The sequence below is a fragment of the Rhodococcus sp. NFXS4 genome (assembly GCF_058139645.1).
Genome location: NZ_CP192221.1, coordinates 2,578,827 through 2,593,926, shown reverse-complemented (window position 1 = coordinate 2,593,926; position 15,100 = coordinate 2,578,827). Strand labels below are relative to the sequence as shown.

The 15,100-nt window shown below is 67.1% G+C and carries 17 protein-coding genes and 1 tRNA gene; 7 read left to right on the top strand and 11 right to left on the bottom strand.

Annotated features, from left to right (window positions below):
* Entirely contained in the window at positions 1-876 is an 876-nt protein-coding gene (locus tag J4E04_RS12115) for an acyl-CoA thioesterase (protein WP_027506779.1), read from the top strand.
* Here the strand turns inward: J4E04_RS12115 and J4E04_RS12110 are convergent.
* On the bottom strand, positions 851-1,099 hold the full coding sequence (locus J4E04_RS12110; RefSeq protein ID WP_490148685.1) for a helix-turn-helix transcriptional regulator: 249 nt from the start codon (positions 1,097-1,099) through the stop codon (positions 851-853). The genes J4E04_RS12115 and J4E04_RS12110 overlap by 26 nt on opposite strands.
* Positions 1,100-1,227: 128 nt before the next feature.
* On the opposite strand from J4E04_RS12110, the gene J4E04_RS12105 reads away from it, so the two are divergent.
* Positions 1,228-1,593, top strand: coding sequence for a helix-turn-helix domain-containing protein (locus tag J4E04_RS12105; RefSeq protein WP_082544652.1), 366 nt, complete (start codon positions 1,228-1,230; stop codon positions 1,591-1,593).
* A 9-nt stretch (positions 1,594-1,602) separates the two neighbouring features.
* On the opposite strand, the gene J4E04_RS12100 is transcribed toward J4E04_RS12105, so the two are convergent.
* Genes J4E04_RS12100 through J4E04_RS12090 form a run of 3 tightly spaced genes read right to left on the bottom strand, consistent with a single transcriptional unit; the run spans position 1,603 to position 3,211 of the window.
* Positions 1,603-2,262 (bottom strand): YoaK family protein, encoded by a 660-nt coding sequence (locus J4E04_RS12100; RefSeq protein WP_056447941.1) that lies wholly within the window; start codon positions 2,260-2,262, stop codon positions 1,603-1,605.
* Positions 2,259-2,756 carry a DNA-deoxyinosine glycosylase gene (locus J4E04_RS12095; protein WP_490148684.1) on the bottom strand — a complete coding sequence of 166 codons (498 nt, stop codon included), beginning with the start codon at positions 2,754-2,756 and terminating at the stop codon, positions 2,259-2,261. Before J4E04_RS12095 ends, J4E04_RS12100 begins: the two co-directional genes overlap by 4 nt.
* The gene (locus J4E04_RS12090) at positions 2,753-3,211 is read right to left on the bottom strand and encodes an anthrone oxygenase family protein (RefSeq protein ID WP_490148683.1); all 459 of its coding nucleotides are present in this window, start codon (positions 3,209-3,211) and stop codon (positions 2,753-2,755) included. The genes J4E04_RS12095 and J4E04_RS12090 overlap by 4 nt, the downstream gene beginning before the upstream one ends.
* Before the next feature lie 72 nt (positions 3,212-3,283).
* Here J4E04_RS12090 and J4E04_RS12085 point away from each other — a divergent pair, with 72 nt between their 5' ends.
* Positions 3,284-3,661 carry a hypothetical protein gene (locus J4E04_RS12085; RefSeq protein ID WP_490148682.1) on the top strand — a complete coding sequence of 126 codons (378 nt, stop codon included), beginning with the start codon at positions 3,284-3,286 and terminating at the stop codon, positions 3,659-3,661.
* Between the two features lie 21 nt (positions 3,662-3,682).
* On the opposite strand, the gene J4E04_RS12080 is transcribed toward J4E04_RS12085, so the two are convergent.
* A tRNA-Leu gene (locus J4E04_RS12080) sits at positions 3,683-3,759 on the bottom strand.
* Between the two features lie 149 nt (positions 3,760-3,908).
* On the opposite strand from J4E04_RS12080, the gene J4E04_RS12075 reads away from it, so the two are divergent.
* Positions 3,909-4,514, top strand: a complete 606-nt coding sequence (locus J4E04_RS12075; protein ID WP_027506773.1) for an ANTAR domain-containing response regulator — start codon at positions 3,909-3,911, stop codon at positions 4,512-4,514.
* 189 nt (positions 4,515-4,703) lie between these two features.
* Entirely contained in the window at positions 4,704-6,041 is a 1,338-nt protein-coding gene (locus J4E04_RS12070; protein ID WP_027506772.1) for an ABC transporter substrate-binding protein, read from the top strand.
* Positions 6,042-6,253: 212 nt separating this feature from the next.
* On the opposite strand, the gene J4E04_RS12065 is transcribed toward J4E04_RS12070, so the two are convergent.
* Genes J4E04_RS12065 through J4E04_RS12050 form a run of 4 tightly spaced genes read right to left on the bottom strand, consistent with a single transcriptional unit; the run spans position 6,254 to position 10,455 of the window.
* Positions 6,254-7,078: an ABC transporter ATP-binding protein gene (locus J4E04_RS12065; RefSeq protein ID WP_027506771.1), complete on the bottom strand. Its 825-nt coding sequence runs from the start codon at positions 7,076-7,078 to the stop codon at positions 6,254-6,256.
* Positions 7,075-8,088 carry an ABC transporter ATP-binding protein gene (locus J4E04_RS12060; RefSeq protein ID WP_027506770.1) on the bottom strand — a complete coding sequence of 338 codons (1,014 nt, stop codon included), beginning with the start codon at positions 8,086-8,088 and terminating at the stop codon, positions 7,075-7,077. The genes J4E04_RS12065 and J4E04_RS12060 overlap by 4 nt, the downstream gene beginning before the upstream one ends.
* Positions 8,078-9,070, bottom strand: coding sequence for a branched-chain amino acid ABC transporter permease (locus J4E04_RS12055; protein ID WP_027506769.1), 993 nt, complete (start codon positions 9,068-9,070; stop codon positions 8,078-8,080). The genes J4E04_RS12060 and J4E04_RS12055 overlap by 11 nt, the downstream gene beginning before the upstream one ends.
* Before the next feature lie 2 nt (positions 9,071-9,072).
* A complete protein-coding gene (locus J4E04_RS12050; RefSeq protein WP_027506768.1) occupies positions 9,073-10,455 on the bottom strand; it encodes a branched-chain amino acid ABC transporter permease in 1,383 nt (460 codons plus the stop codon).
* 215 nt (positions 10,456-10,670) lie between these two features.
* Here J4E04_RS12050 and polA point away from each other — a divergent pair, with 215 nt between their 5' ends.
* Positions 10,671-13,334, top strand: a complete 2,664-nt coding sequence (polA, locus tag J4E04_RS12045) for a DNA polymerase I (protein WP_490150542.1) — start codon at positions 10,671-10,673, stop codon at positions 13,332-13,334.
* An 81-nt stretch (positions 13,335-13,415) separates the two neighbouring features.
* Here the strand turns inward: polA and trxA are convergent, their stop codons facing one another.
* Both trxA and J4E04_RS12035 read right to left on the bottom strand, forming a co-directional pair.
* Positions 13,416-13,787, bottom strand: coding sequence for a thioredoxin (trxA, locus tag J4E04_RS12040; protein WP_027506766.1), 372 nt, complete (start codon positions 13,785-13,787; stop codon positions 13,416-13,418).
* A 103-nt stretch (positions 13,788-13,890) separates the two neighbouring features.
* Positions 13,891-14,889, bottom strand: a complete 999-nt coding sequence (locus J4E04_RS12035) for a GlxA family transcriptional regulator (RefSeq protein ID WP_027506765.1) — start codon at positions 14,887-14,889, stop codon at positions 13,891-13,893.
* Between the two features lie 83 nt (positions 14,890-14,972).
* On the opposite strand from J4E04_RS12035, the gene J4E04_RS12030 reads away from it, so the two are divergent.
* Positions 14,973-15,098 (top strand): hypothetical protein, encoded by a 126-nt coding sequence (locus J4E04_RS12030; RefSeq protein ID WP_261769712.1) that lies wholly within the window; start codon positions 14,973-14,975, stop codon positions 15,096-15,098.
* Positions 15,099-15,100: the final 2 nt, after the last annotated feature.

Sequence of the window (15,100 nt, the reverse complement as noted above, 5' to 3'; positions counted from 1 at the left end):
ATCGCCACGGCGGGGCGCTCACGCGACCTCGACGTGTTGCTGGACATCCTCGACCTCACGGAGGTCGACGAGAACACCTACGTCGGCCGTCACCCGGCAGAGGTCGGGAGCAGAACGTTCGGCGGACAGCTGGTCGCCCAGGCGCTGGTCGCGGCCGGCCGCACCGTCAGCGGGGCGAGGCCGATCCACGCCATCAACGCACACTTCATTCGCGGCGGAGATGTCAAGCGAGACATCACTTTCCGCGTGGAACGTCATCGTGACGGCCGCGCCTTCGCCAACCGTCAGGTGACGGCTTACCAGGGTGACGAGGAGCTGTTCGTCATGCTCGCCGCCTACCAGGACTCGCGCGGCGGCCTCGAGCACAGCGTCGAGTGGCCCGAGGTGGAGTACCCGGAATCGCTGCCGCCGCTGGGCAACCACTTCGACGGGTACGAGGACCGTCTGAAGATGTTCGTGGACGCGCTGAAGCCGATCGACATGCGGTACGCCAATGATCCGGCCTGGATCATGAAGGGCACCGGAGAACGGTCGAACCACAACAGGGTATGGATGAAGTCCGACGGACCGTTGCCCGACGATCCCGCTCTGCACGTCGCCACGATGGGATACGCGTCGGACACGACGGTGCTCGACTCGATCATCACCACACACGGTCTGTCCTGGGGTTTCGACCGCATCGTGGCCGCGACAGTGAACCATTCCATCTGGTTCCACCGTCCGTTCCGCTTCGACGAGTGGATGCTCTACGCCACCGAGTCGCCGGTCGCCGCGGGGTCCCGCGGACTGGCCACCGGCCGATTCTTCTCGCGCGGAGGAGAATTGGTGGCAACCGTGGTGCAGGAAGGGCTCATCCGCCATTTCCCGGCACGATGACGCGGTCGTCGGTCACCACGAAGACGTCGTCGAAGCGGTCGGTCCCGAACTCCGAGAGCAGGCCGGCGATGAATTTCGTTCCGGGCGCGCACTTCCCGCTGAGAATGCGGGAGACCGTGGCCGGGTCGACCCCGATGCGTTCGGCCAGTTGCCCGTCGGTCGTGATGTGAGCGAAGCGCCGTAGTCGTTCCAGCCCGTCGCGGTCCAGCTCGAGATACGCCATCGATTCCCCCCGGTGATCGATCGTGTCGCGCTCGTTGCGCGCACGAGACGAAAGGTACACATGCACTGGCGGGCGGGCAATCGACACACTGCGCGTGAACTTGCGTCCGTGTCAGTAGTGTTCGCGCCATGGATCAGACGTCCGGGGTGGGGGAGACGTGGTGGGAGTATCTGAACCGCGTCACAGACAGAGCATCACAAGTGGAGATCGCGCGGGCTGCAGGGGTGGACCCCGCGTCGGTCTCGAGATGGAAACTGGGGAAGAACACGCCGAGTGCGGATCGCGTGATCGCGGTCGCACGGCACTTCGGTCGGAATCCGGTGGAGGCGCTCGTCGTCGCGCGCTACCTCGAGCCTCGAGAAGTCGACGCGTCGATCGAGTTGGCCGCCAGTGCCGCCGCGCTGACGGACGACGAGTTGATCACGGCCGTCCGACGTCGACTCGAGCTGGCGCGGGGCATGGTCGCATCGGGGTCACCGGTGAGCCACGACTGACCGGGGTGTTCAGGGCGTGCGCTCGTCGATGACGAAGATCGCGAGCGTCGCCGCCAACACTGCGGCCGGTATCCACGCGGCGCGGACGCCGACGGACCCGGTCGCGGCGGCGCCGGCCAGTGCGCCGAGGACGAACACGGCGATCACGGCGCTGTAGACACCGAACGCCCGTCGGCCGGCGGAGTCGCGGTCGACGATCGCAGCGAAGCCGGCCTCGGTCACGCGCATCAGATTTCCGGTCATCGCGATCGCGATGTAGTTGAGATCGCCGATGTTCCGGAACAGGGCGATCTGCAGCGCGGCGATGAAAGAGATCGGCACGGTGACCAGCGCATTCGGCACCGTTGCGGGTACGAAGCCCACCACGGCGAGGATGGCTGCCTGCGCCGCGATGGACCACCGGATCGGCCGGTGCACTCGGCGTTCGGCGCGTCCCGTCTTGATGACGTTGGCGATCGAGACACCGACCACGAACGCGAGGATCGGCCAGAGGTGTTGGGCCGCGTCCCGCCAGTGCGTCCGCGACACCTCGATCGCCAGGAAGATGACGTTGCCCGTCTGCGCGTTGGCGAAGACGCCGCCTCGGCTGACGTAGGTGTAGGCATCGAGGAACCCGCTCGCGGCGGTGACGAGGAGCGCGAAGCGCAGACTCGAGGCCGTCGCGGTCACCGGTCGTCCCTCGCGACGATGCGCCAGGCGTCGACCTTCGCCGCCGTGCTCAGGGCGGCATGGGCAGGGCTGGTGGACGGCAGACGGAACGTCTCGACGGGCCGGGACAGCGCCACGTGGCGAGCGAACAGCCGCGCCGCCGCGGCGCCGTTGAACACGATGCGGTCCAGGATGGGGTGGGCCGTGAGCAGCGCGTCGATGTCGTTCGGCACCACCGTGTCGCTCTCGATGGCCGAGTCGAGACTGCCCTCGCGAGTGCACAGTTCGAGAACGTCCCACACCGCGACGCCCGCGGCCGTGAGTGCGCGCACGCGCTCTGCGTAACCGGCATCCCCGGGTAGGTGGAAGAGGTGAGTCATGATGGGCCAGAACGCATTCCGCGGATGGGCGTAGTACTGCTCGGCCGTCAGCGACGCGACCCCCGGCATGGAACCGAGCACCAGCGTGTGCGGCGAGTCGCCGACGAGCGGGGCGAAGCCGTGCACCACCGTCATGCTGCGACACCGGCGACGACGAACAGCACCGACGCACCCAGTCCTGCGACCACGCGGACGTGGTTCCACCGGGTCCACCGAGTGAGGTACTCGGGCCACACGTCCTCCGCGGCAGCGAGCCGATCGTTGAGCGGCACGTTGACGGCGACGGTCACGCCGAGGCAGCCCGCGACGTAGAGCGCCGCCGCCGCTGCGACGAGAACGGCGGGTGTGCCAGGCTCGAGGAACGCGGTGACGGCGGCGAGGACCGATGCCGCCGCGGTACCGAACAGCAGGACCATGAAGACGGGAGCGACGATGACCACGTTCACGCGCGTCATCACCGCCGAGGCGGCGGACGCGGGCTGTACGCCCAGCGCCGGCATCACGGCGATGGAGAAGGCCAGCAGGACGCCGGCCACCGCAGCGGAACCGACACCCGCCGCGACGACGGCGGCGGAGAGCAGAACGGACACGACGGAGCCTTTCGATGATGCGGCGGTTCTGTCGTCCCATCAGATCACGGTGCCCACCGCCGGGGTCGTCCGATGATCGTCACGAGTGCCTTCTTCGCCGACTACGCGCGCCAGTCGGACCAGAAGCTCGACGTGCTCGGCGGCATCTGGGACTGGTGTGTGCTCCCGTCCCTCGCGCAGCCCGTCGAGGCCTACCTGGTGGTCCTGCTGCAGCGTGGCCCCGACGACGTGTCGGGTGAGCGGGTACGGGTGGAGATCACGGACGGCGAGGACGAGCCTCTGCACGTGTTCGAACTGCCCGTCGCCGGTCACCTCGAGGGGGAGCAGCAGGCTGTGGCGTTCCCGATCTCCTTCGCATGCCGACGGGTGGGGCGCCACGTGCTGCGCCTGACGACGGGGGCGGCCGAAGCGGGATTCGCGCTCTCGCTGGACGTTCGATCGATGGCCTGAGCGGCTGCGGGGGAGATGTACTGGTGCCCTCGGTGAGACTCGAACTCACACTGCACGGGTTTTGAATCCGTTTCCTCTGCCAATTGGGATACGAGGGCGAACCGCTCGCGGGGCGAGCTGGTGCGGTCACCGAGTGTAGAAGATCGGTGCCGGATGCGGTGCACCGGTACCCTGACGACGGCCCGGGCGCAGCGTCGAGAACGGCGCCGCCGCGGGGGAGCAGTGCATCGAGGGAGGGCGAGTCAGCGTGAACACACCGGCACCGTCGCAGCCACGTCGTGTGGTGGTCGCGGAGGACGAGTCACTCATTCGGCTGGACCTCGTGGAGATGTTGCGCGAGGAGGGGTACGACGTCGTCGGCGAGGCCGCGGACGGTCAGGAAGCGGTGGACCTCGTCCGCGCCCTGGTTCCGGATCTGGTGATCATGGACGTGAAGATGCCGCGTCGAGACGGTATCGACGCGGCCTCCGAGATCGCCGCGGCTCGGTTGGCTCCGGTCGTGATCCTGACGGCCTTCAGTCAGCGCGAGCTCGTCGAGAGGGCCCGCGACGCCGGCGCCATGGCGTATCTGGTGAAGCCCTTCACGAAGGCGGACCTCGTGCCCGCCGTGGAATTGGCCGCCAGCCGGTTCACCGAGATCTCCGCGCTGGAGACCGAGATCGCGGATCTCCACGACCGCCTCGACACGCGCAAACTCATCGAGCGCGCCAAGGGTCTGCTGATGACGTCCCAGTCGCTCTCCGAGCCGGAGGCCTTCACGTGGATCCAGCGGGCCGCGATGGACCGCCGCACCACCATGAAAGCGGTCGCCTCCGTCGTCATCGAGACGCTCGGAGACGCCCCCGTCGCGTGACACCGAGTGCCGTGATCCGGCCTCGAAGACTGTGCCAGGCTACGGCCGCGTTAAAACTGGCTGCGTAGACGTCACAGTAAGGTCACAGGGCTTGTTCCACGGGTCGCGAACCGTCGGGGAGCGATAGGTTCTCCTTCACGAGCGTCACGGTATCGGGTGCGTGACGCACATATTTCTAGGAGACGACAGATGGCAAGACGAACCATCGTTCGGACGGCTGCGGTGGTGAGCGTCGCTTCGCTCGCCCTGTTCGGCTGTTCCTCGAGCGACGATTCGAGTTCCGGCAGCGAAACCAGCGCTGCCGGCGGCTCTTCCGCAGCTGCGGAGGCCACCGTGGACACCGACTGCACACCCGAGCAGGCAACTGCCGGCGCGACGCCGGTGACCACTCCGCTCAAGCTCGGCACACTGCTTCCCGAGACCGGTAGCCTCGCCTTCCTCGGCCCGCCCGAGGTCGCCGGCGTGCAGCTCGCAGTCAACGACGTCAACGGCGCCGGTGGCGTTCTCGACCAGCCGATGGAGCTCATCCCCGGCGACTCGGGCGACACCACCACGGACACCGCGAACAGCACCGTCGACCGCGAGCTCGCGGCCGGCGTCAGTGTCATCCTGGGTGCAGCGTCGTCCTCGGTGTCCCTCAAGGTCATCGACAAGATCGCCAGCGCCGGCGTCGTGCAGATCTCGCCGGCCAACACCTCCGACCAGTTCGTCTGCTACGCGGACAAGGGCCAGTACTTCCGCACGGCACCGACCGATGTGCTTCAGGCACAGGCGCTCTCGCAGCTCATCGCCGAGGACGGCGGCCAGCGCGTCTCCATCCTCGCGCTCAACGACCCGTACGGTACGGGCCTGGCGAGCAACACTGTCACCAACCTCGAGGACGCCGGTATCGCGTCCGACCAGATCCAGAAGATCATCTACGACCCCAACGCGCAGTCGTTCAACGCCGAGGTGGACCAGGTGAAGAACTTCAACCCGGACGCCGTCGCCATCATCGGCTTCGAGGAGTCGGCGAAGATCATCACTCGTATGCACGAGATCGGCATCGGACCGTCGGACGGCACCGCCGTCTACGGCGTCGACGGCAACATGGGCAACGCCCTCGGCGAGTCGGTCGGACCCGGCCTGCTCGACACCATGCGTGGCACCACGCCGCTCACCGACGTGGGCGCCGGTTTCCAGGACCGTCTCAAGGCCGTCAACCCGGCTCTGGTCGACTTCAACTACGCCGGTGAGTCCTACGACGCCGTCGTGATCTCCGCCCTGGCCGCAGAGCAGGCGAAGTCCACCGCGGGTGTCGACATCGCGGCGAACATCAACTCCGTCACCAAGGACGGAACGAAGTGCACCACGTTCCAGGAGTGCCTGCCGCTGGTGAAGGCCGGAACCGACATCGACTACGACGGTGTCACCGGTGAGCTCGCGTTCACCGACGGCGGCGAGCCGTCCGTCGGCTCGTACGGCAAGCTGGTCTTCGGACCGGACAACAAGCTCACCACCGAGGACTACATCGTCGTCGGCGGCTGATCTGCAGTAGCCCGGAACGGGCCCGACTCCACTGGAGTCGGGCCCTTTCTGCTGTCGTGCTCGGGGCTCCCCGTCCGCGAGTACGTCGACAGTGCTGTGAATACGGCTCGTTGCACGGCACTTCGGACGTACTCGCCGAGGGTGAGGGGCCGCAGACAGCGAGAAGGGCGCCCCGAGCGAACTCGGAGCGCCCCTGTCGGTGTGCGCGGGTACTACTTCTTCTCTTTGCTCCCCGCCAACGTGCCGAGGTACAGCTCGATGACCTTGGGGTCGTTCATCAGGTTCGTGCCGGTGTCGGTGTACGCATTCTTGCCCTGATCCAGCACGTAGCCGCGGTCACAGATCTGGAGGCACCGGCGAGCATTCTGCTCCACCATGATGATGGAGACGCCTGCCGCGTTGATCTTCTTGCAGCGGATGAAGACCTCGTCCTGGAACATCGGAGACAGTCCGGCCGACGGCTCGTCGAGCAGCAGCACGGACGGTTCCATCATCAGCGCGCGGCCCATGGCGACCATCTGCCGCTCGCCACCGGACAGTGCGCCCGCCTTGATCTTGCGACGCTCCGACAGCAGCGGGAAAAGCTCGCTCACGAAGTCGAACCGTTCCTGGAACTTCTTCGGCCGCAGGTAGATCCCCATCTCGAGGTTCTCCTCGATGGTGAGCGAGGGAAACACGTTCTGGGTCTGCGGAACGTAACCGACGCCCTTCGTCACGAGCACGTGTGCCTCGGCGGAGGTGATGGTGTCGCCGCGCAGCGTGACGGATCCGCTGCGGATCGGGATGAGACCGAAGAGTGCCTTGAGCAACGTCGACTTGCCGGCACCGTTGGGGCCGATGATGCCGACGATCTCGCCGTCGTTCAGATAGAAGTTGCAGTCCTTCAGGATGTTCACGCCGGGGATGTATCCGGCCACCAGGTCGTCGGCACGCACGAGCGCGTCGGTGGCCAGGCGGCGGTGTTCGTCCGGTGTCGCCGCGAATTCTGCTGCGGTGAGCCCGGTTCCCCCGGATGTGGTCGCTCCGGATTCGGTCATGTCGTGGTCCTCTTGTCCGTCCCGATCTCGGGTTCGGCCGCGGAGAGATCTCCGCCCGACTCGAGTGTCTCGACCTCGGCCTGCTCGAGCGCCTCGGCCAGTTCTGCCGTGGCGCCCACAGGATTTCCGTCGGCGTCGAACTCGAGCGCCTGATCGTGGTGGCTTCCCAGGTACGCGTCGACGACGGCCTCGTTGTCCGCCAACTGCGCGGGCGCGGACTCGGCGATGACGCTGCCCTGAGCCATGACCACGACCCAGTCACTGATGTCGCGGATCACGTCCATGTCGTGCTCGACGAAGACGACGGTCATGCCGTCGTCGCGCAGCGACTTGATGTGGCCCAGAAGGCTCTGCGTCAGTGCGGGATTGACGCCGGCCATGGGCTCGTCGAGCATGACGACGGCGGGATCGGTCATGAGCGCTCGCGCCATCTCGAGCAGCTTGCGCTGTCCGCCGGAGAGGGATCCCGCGAGGTCCTCGGACTTCGCGTCGAGTTTGAATCGCGCGAGCAGTTCCCGCGCACGCTCGGTCACCTCCCGCTCCTGCGCCTTCCACGTCCACGGCATGAGCGTGTTGAAGATCCGCTCACCCTTCTGTCCCGTGGCACCGAGCCGGACGTTGTCCAGCACGGTCAGCTTCGACAGTGCCTTCGTCAGCTGGAACGTGCGCACCACACCGTGGCGCGCCACCTGGTGCGGCGTCATCCTGCCCAGCGACTTGCCGTCCATCGACCAGGACCCGGTGTCCGGCTGGTCGAACCCGGTGAGCAGGTTGAACAAGGTCGTCTTGCCGGCGCCGTTCGGGCCGATCAGGCCGGTGATGCAGCCACGCTGGATCTCGAGGTGTGCCACGTCGACGGCCTTGAGGCCACCGAAGGTCCGGGACACGCCGTCGACCACCATGGTCGGGTCGGGCTTGGCGACGCCGGGGGTGTTCGCGACGTCGGCGAACAACGCCGCGCGCACCTCGGCGCTGAGCGGCTTGCGTGCCGCGATGGTGTTACTTGGCATCGAGCTGTACCTCCCGCTTGTTGCCCAGCAGTCCCTGCGGGCGGAAGATCATCAGCACCGCGATGAGGATGCCGAGGAGGACGAATCGTGTGGCGCCGACCTGCTGTTCGGTCATCGGAATGAGCGGGTCGTCGCCGGCGGCGGCCTGACGCAGCAGCACGTCGGGGATCGACAGGAAGAACCAGAAGAGCATGGCTCCGACGACCGGACCGAAGACCGTGGCCGCACCGCCGAGGATCAGTGCGCCGAAGGCGAAGAAGGTCTGCGCCGTCGAGTAGAAGTCGGGGTTGATCGACTTGGTCTGCAGAGCGTTGAACACGCCGCCCATACCGCCGATGACGCCACCGAGGACGAGGGCCTGCATCTTGTAGACGAAGACGTTCTTGCCCAGCGAGCGGGCGGCGTCCTCGTCCTCGCGCACCGCCTTGAGGACGCGTCCCCAGGGGCTGTGCGTGAGCAGGTACACGAGTCCGCACAGGATCAGCACCAGTGACCATCCGACCACCATGGCCCACAGGTCGTCGCCGTAGAACTTCACGCCGACGAACGAGTACTGCTTGCCCGAGTCGAACGGGCTGAGGTTGGTGAACGGATCGGCGAAACCGAAGAGGCCGTTGGTCGATCCGGTGACACCGTTCGACGCGGTGGACCGGAAGACCAGTCGCAGGATCTCCGACGCCGCGATGGTGACGATGGCGAGATAGTCCGCCCGCAGTCGCAGGGTGGGGATACCGAGCACGAGCGCGAGGAGACCGGCTGCCGCGAGTCCGACGAGGATGCCGAGCCACAGCGGCTGTTCGTACGTGATGGTCATGATGCCGACGCCGTATCCGCCCAGCAGGGCGAAGCCGATCTGACCGAAGTTGAGCAGTCCTGCGTAGCCGAAGTGCAGGTTCAGTCCGATGGCGAGAAGTGCGTAGAAGATCGCGGAGGGCCCGACGAGCTGGGCCAGCGATACCTGGATTGCTCCGATGATGTCCATGGTCAGCCGATCCTTTGCCGCGAGCCCAGGATGCCTTGCGGCCGGACGATGAGGATGACGATCAAGACGAGCAATCCTCCGATGTATTTGAGGTCGGGGTTGATCACGAGCGTCGACCACTGCACCAGCAGACCGACGATGACACAGCCGAGCAGGGCGCCGTACGCCGTACCGAGGCCACCGAGGGTGATGCCGGCGAACATGAGCAGGAGGAGCTTGAAGCCCATCTCCCACTGGACGCGTCCGCCGAGCTCGGAGAGCCCGAACAGCACGCCGCCCAGAGCGGCGAGACCGCCACCCATGCACCAGACGAAGGTCACGACGCGCTCGACGTTGATGCCGGACGACGCGGCGAGATCGCGGTTGTCGGCGACGGCGCGCATGGCCTTGCCGATACGGGTCTTCTGCAGCATGAGCGCGACGAGCACGAGCACCACGACGCTGATGACGATGCAGGCGAGGTTGACGTCGGTGATGGCGAACGGCCCCCACTCACGCTGCACCTGCGCCTGATAGTCCTTGTAGGGCTCGGCGCGGTCGGAGAAGAAGATGAGGATCAGGTACCGCAGGGCGATCGCGAGACCGATCGAGACGACGAGTTGGCCGATGAGGCCGGTCTTGCGTCTGCGCAGCGGTCTCCAGAGTCCGGCGTTGTTCGCCCAGCCGACCGCCACACCGACGATCACCGCCAGGACGGTCGCCGGGATCAGCTGGATCCCGAGCTTCTGGTTGAAGACCCATGCCGCGACGGCGCCGAGCGTGACCAACTCGCCGTGGGCGAAGTTGGTGAGCCCGGTGGTGCCGAAGATGAGGCTCAGACCGATCGCGGCGAGCGCGATGACCAGTCCGAAGCGCAGCCCGTCGATGGTGGTGCGCAGGAACTTCTCGTAGAACGGGACGACCGTGGCGCTGCGTTCCTCACCGAAACTGAAGATGACGGTGTTGGCGCGACCTGCCTCCACGGTGCGTTCGACGTCGCCCTGCACGGAGACACCGTCGGGCAGGGTCTCGGGGTCGACGCGGAATGTGTAACTGCCGGGTGAGACCGGAAGTGTCCATCGCCCACCGGTTTCCGACGTGGTGCGAGCCACCTCGGACTCTCCGGAGTCGAGGGCCACGACGTCGACGCCGACGAGGCGTTCACCGGCGTTGTTCAGGCTGCCGCTGACGTTCACCGCGTCGGCGGGTGGAGCGGAGTCGGACTCGGAGCCGCTCGCGGGTGGGGAGCTCGAGCTCGGAGTGGGGGACGGAGTGGGTTCCTGGGCCAGGGCCGTTCCACCGAAGGTGGCTGCGGCGATGAGGCCGAGGAGTACGACGACGAGCGCGCGGACGAGGGCGGCGGTGGCCGTCGTTCGTCCGGGCCGTCGAGGACTCGAGGGGGGCACGGGGGTCCTCTCGGACGGTCGACTAACGCCGAGGAATCTCGGCTCTGCTTGCAATTGTCGGACTCTATCGGGCTCCGGGTATCGAGAACGGCCGCTTCGATTTCTTCGATGTTTCAGTCTTGTTTCGAAGCGGTCGACCGCCGACCACGCCCGTGTCGGTACGCCTCCCTAGACTGACCTGCGTGAGTCCAGTAACCGAGTCCTCGCCCCTCCTGATGCTGATCGACGGTCACTCGGTGGCGTATCGCGCCTTCTACGCCCTGCCCGCCGAGAACTTCAAGACCACCAGCGGGCAGACCACCAACGCGGTGTACGGGTTCACCTCCATGCTCATCAATCTGCTGCGGGACGAGTCGCCCACGCACGTCGGCGCGGCCTTCGACGTCTCTCGTCAGACCTTCCGGGCGGACAAGTTCCCGGAGTACAAGGCCAATCGCATCAAGACGCCCGACGAGTTCGCGGGGCAGATCGACATCACCAAGGACGTCCTCGGAGCACTGGGCATCCCGGTGATGGCGGAGCCGGGCTTCGAGGCGGACGACATCATCGCCACCCTCACCACGCAGGCGGTCGCGGCGGGGTACCGGGTGCTGGTGGTCACCGGCGACCGGGACTCGCTGCAGTTGGTCAACGACCAGGTGACCGTCCTCTACCCGCGCAAGGGCGTCTCGGACCTGACGCGGTTCACGCCGGCGGAGGTCGAGAGCAAGTACGGACTCACCCCGGCCCAGTATCCGGACTTCGCGGCGCTGCGCGGAGACCCCAGCGACAATCTTCCCGGCATCCCGGGGGTGGGGGAGAAGACCGCCACCAAGTGGATCCGGGAGTACGGCAGCCTCGAGGACCTGGTCGACAAGGTCGACACCGTGCGCGGCAAGGTCGGCGACGCGCTGCGCGCCAATCTCTCCAGCGTCGTCCTCAATCGTCAACTCACCGAGATGGTGCGCGACGTCCCTCTGCCGTACACACCGGATCAGCTGCAGCTGGCGCCGTGGGACCGCGAGCGGGTGCACGCGCTGTTCGACGATCTCGAGTTCCGTGTGTTGCGCGATCGGCTCTTCGCCACCCTCTCGTCGACCGAGCCGGAGGCGGAGGAGGGCTTCGAGGTGCGGGGCCGCGCGCTCGAACCGGGCGAGCTCGCCGAGTGGCTCGAGGCGCACACGCAGGACGGTGTCCGCACCGGGCTCTCCGTCGTGGGGACGCGGTCCCCGTTCGACGGTGACGCGTCGGCCGTCGCGTTCGCGTCGGCGGACGGGGAGGGCGCCTACGTCGAGACCATCGGGCTCACCGCCGAGGACGAGCAGGCACTCGCGGCCTGGTTCGCGAACGAGTCGCGGCCCAAGGCTCTCTACGAGGCCAAGTGGGCGTTGCATGCGCTGCGCGGTCGCGGATGGCCCGTCGCGGGGCTGACCAGCGACACCGCACTCGCGGCCTACCTGGTCCGACCGGGGCAGCGGAGCTTCGCGCTCGACGACCTGTCGCTGCGGTACCTCAAGCGCGAGTTGCGCATCGAGGACGCGGGCGACGCCCAGCTGTCCCTGCTCGACAGCGAGGACGAGACGCAGGCAGCGGTGGCCGAGGGGGAGATCCTGCGAGCGCAGGCGGTGCTGGATCTCGCGGACGCGCTGGACCGTGAGCTCGACGAGATCGAGTCCGCGCCGCTGCTCTCGGACATGGAGCTGCCGCTGCTCGGCGTGCTCGCCACCGTCGAGAACACCGGTATCGCGATCGATCTCGATCATCTGCACGACCTGCAGAGCCAGTTCGCCGGGGAGGTGAGCGTCGCCGCCGAGGCGGCCTACGCGGTGATCGGCAAGCAGATCAACCTCGGGTCACCCAAGCAGTTGCAGGTGGTCCTGTTCGACGAGCTCGACATGCCCAAGACCAAGCGCACCAAGACCGGCTACACCACCGATGCCGAAGCGCTGCAGTCGATGTTCGAGAAGACCGAGCATCCCTTCCTCCGGCACCTACTCGATCACCGGGACGCCACGCGGCTCAAGGTGACGGTCGACGGTCTGCTCAAGTCGGTCAGCGACGACGGGCGCATCCACACCACGTTCAACCAGACCATCGCCGCGACGGGTCGGCTGTCCTCCACCGAGCCCAACCTGCAGAACATTCCGGTCAAGACGTCCGCGGGCCGTCGCATCAGGGAGGGCTTCGTCGTCGGCGAGGGTTACGACTCGCTGATGACGGCGGACTACAGCCAGATCGAGATGCGGATCATGGCGCACGTCTCCAAGGACGAGGGGCTCATCGAGGCCTTCAACACCGGCGAGGATCTGCACAGCTTCGTCGGGTCGCGCGCTTTCGGGGTGCCCATCGACGAGGTGACGCCGGAGTTGCGCCGCCGGGTCAAGGCGATGTCGTACGGACTGGCGTACGGGCTCAGTGCCTACGGCCTCTCCCAGCAGCTCAAGATCTCCACCGAGGAGGCCAAGGAGCAGATGGAGGCGTACTTCTCCCGGTTCGGTGGGGTGCGCGACTATCTGCACGAGGTCGTGGAGGCGGCGCGCAAGGTCGGCTACACCTCGACTCTCTACGGACGTCGCCGCTACCTGCCGGATCTGACGAGCGACAATCGTCAGCGCCGCGAGGTCGCCGAGCGCGCGGCCCTCAACGCCCCCATCCAGGGCACCGCGGCCGACATCATCAAGGTCGCGATGATCGACGTCCAGCTCGGACTGGTCGAGGCCGGGCTCACCTCGCGGATGCTCCTCCAGGTGCACGACGAACTGGTGCTCGAGGTCGTCGAGTCCGAACGCGCCGAGGTCGAGGCGTTGGTCCGAGACAAGATGGCGCACGCCATCGAGCTGTCGGTGCCGCTCGACGTCTCCGTGGGAACGGGTCGCACCTGGGACGACGCCGCACACTGAGGCGACCACACGACGACGACGGCGGGCGACGGAATCTCTTCCGTCGCCCGCCGTCGTGGTGCGGGTGTCAGCCCGCGGTGGTCACTCGGCCGCGGCCTGCTGCTCCGCGATCTGCTTGCGGACATCGTCCATGTCCAGGCCCTTGATCTGGCCGACCAGGTCCTCGAGCGCCGCCTGCGGAAGTGCGCCGGGCTGCGCGAAGACGAGGACGCCCTCGCGGAACGCCATGAGCGTGGGAATCGAGCGGATGTTCGCGGCGGCGGCGAGTCCCTGCTCCGCCTCGGTGTCGACCTTGCCGAACACGACGTCGGGGTGCTGCTCCGAGGACTTCTCGAACGTCGGGGCGAACTGCTTGCACGGTCCGCACCAGTCGGCCCAGAAGTCGACCAGAACGACGTCGTTACCGGTGACGGTCTCGTCGAAGTTCTGCTGGGTGAGGGTCTGCGTTGCCACGAGGATCCTTTCGTCGTGAGTGCCGACCCACCTCGTGTGGGCTCCGGCATGGTGTTCTGTCCACCGTCAACAGGCGGACCCGCGCCGTCATTCCCGAGATCGATCAGACCGAGACGGGCGCCGCCCGGAAGGTGCGCCGGTAGGACTGCGGTGTGGTGCGGCGTAACCGCAGGAAGTGCTGGCGTAACACCGCCGCGGAACCGAATCCCACGGTGTCCGCGACGGCGTCCACCGACAGGTCACTGGACTCGAGGAGTCGCTGCGCCTCGAGAACGCGCTGATCGCTGATCCAGCGTGCCGGGGTCGTGCCCGTCTCCGCCTGGAATCGGCGAGCGAAGGTGCGGGGCGACATCGAGACGCGTGCTGCCAGGACGTCCACGGTGAGGTCCTCGCGCAGGTTCTCGGCGATCCAGTCGATGAGCGGGGCGAGGGTGTCCGAGTCGCAGGTGGGGACGGGCACCGCGACGTACTGGGCCTGGCCGCCGTCACGGTGCGGGGGCACCACCATGCGTCGTGCGATGCCGTTGGCCACCGCGGCGCCCTGTGTGGACCGCACGATGTGCAGGCACAGGTCGATCCCGGCAGCGGTTCCCGCGCTGGTGTAGACGTTGCCGTCCTGGACGTAGAGCACGTTCGAGTCGACCGTGGCGCCGGGAAAGCGCTCGGCCAGGCGCGCCGCATGGCGCCAGTGGGTCGTGCACCGACGTCCGTCCAGCAGTCCCGCCTCGCCGAGAACGAAGGCGCCGGTGCACAGGCTCGCGACGCGCGCGCCTCTCGCCACGGCAGCGCGCAACTTCTCGGCCAGCGGCTCGAGGTCGTGGCCGTCACCGGTGCCGCAGGCGAACGTGCCGTCCGGCGCCGTCGCGGTACCACCCGCGGACATGATGATCAGATCCGCGTCGTCGAGTCGATCGAGGTCGTACGGGACGTCGATGGAGTAGCCGAACCGAGTGCGGATCGGGTCGGGGACGGCCGCGATCAGCGAAAAGTCGTAGACCGGCAGTCCGTCGTCCGACCGGTCGAATCCGAAGACCTCGCACGCGACACCCAGTTCGAACGCCTCGGTCAACGGCAGGAGCGGGACGACCACCTTCGTCAGCATGTCGCCCAGTATGGCAGGAAAACGACGGAATATGTCATTACTGCCACTGTTGGTGGAATCCGCTGCGACGGAGTATTTCTCGCATGACCTTCTTCCTCGTTCTCGCGACAGTCCTGCTCCTCCTCACTGTCCTCGCCGCCCTCGCACTCGCGGATCGGACACCCGACACCCATGCCGAGGTGACCCGCCACGGCGACTACCGTTTCTGATC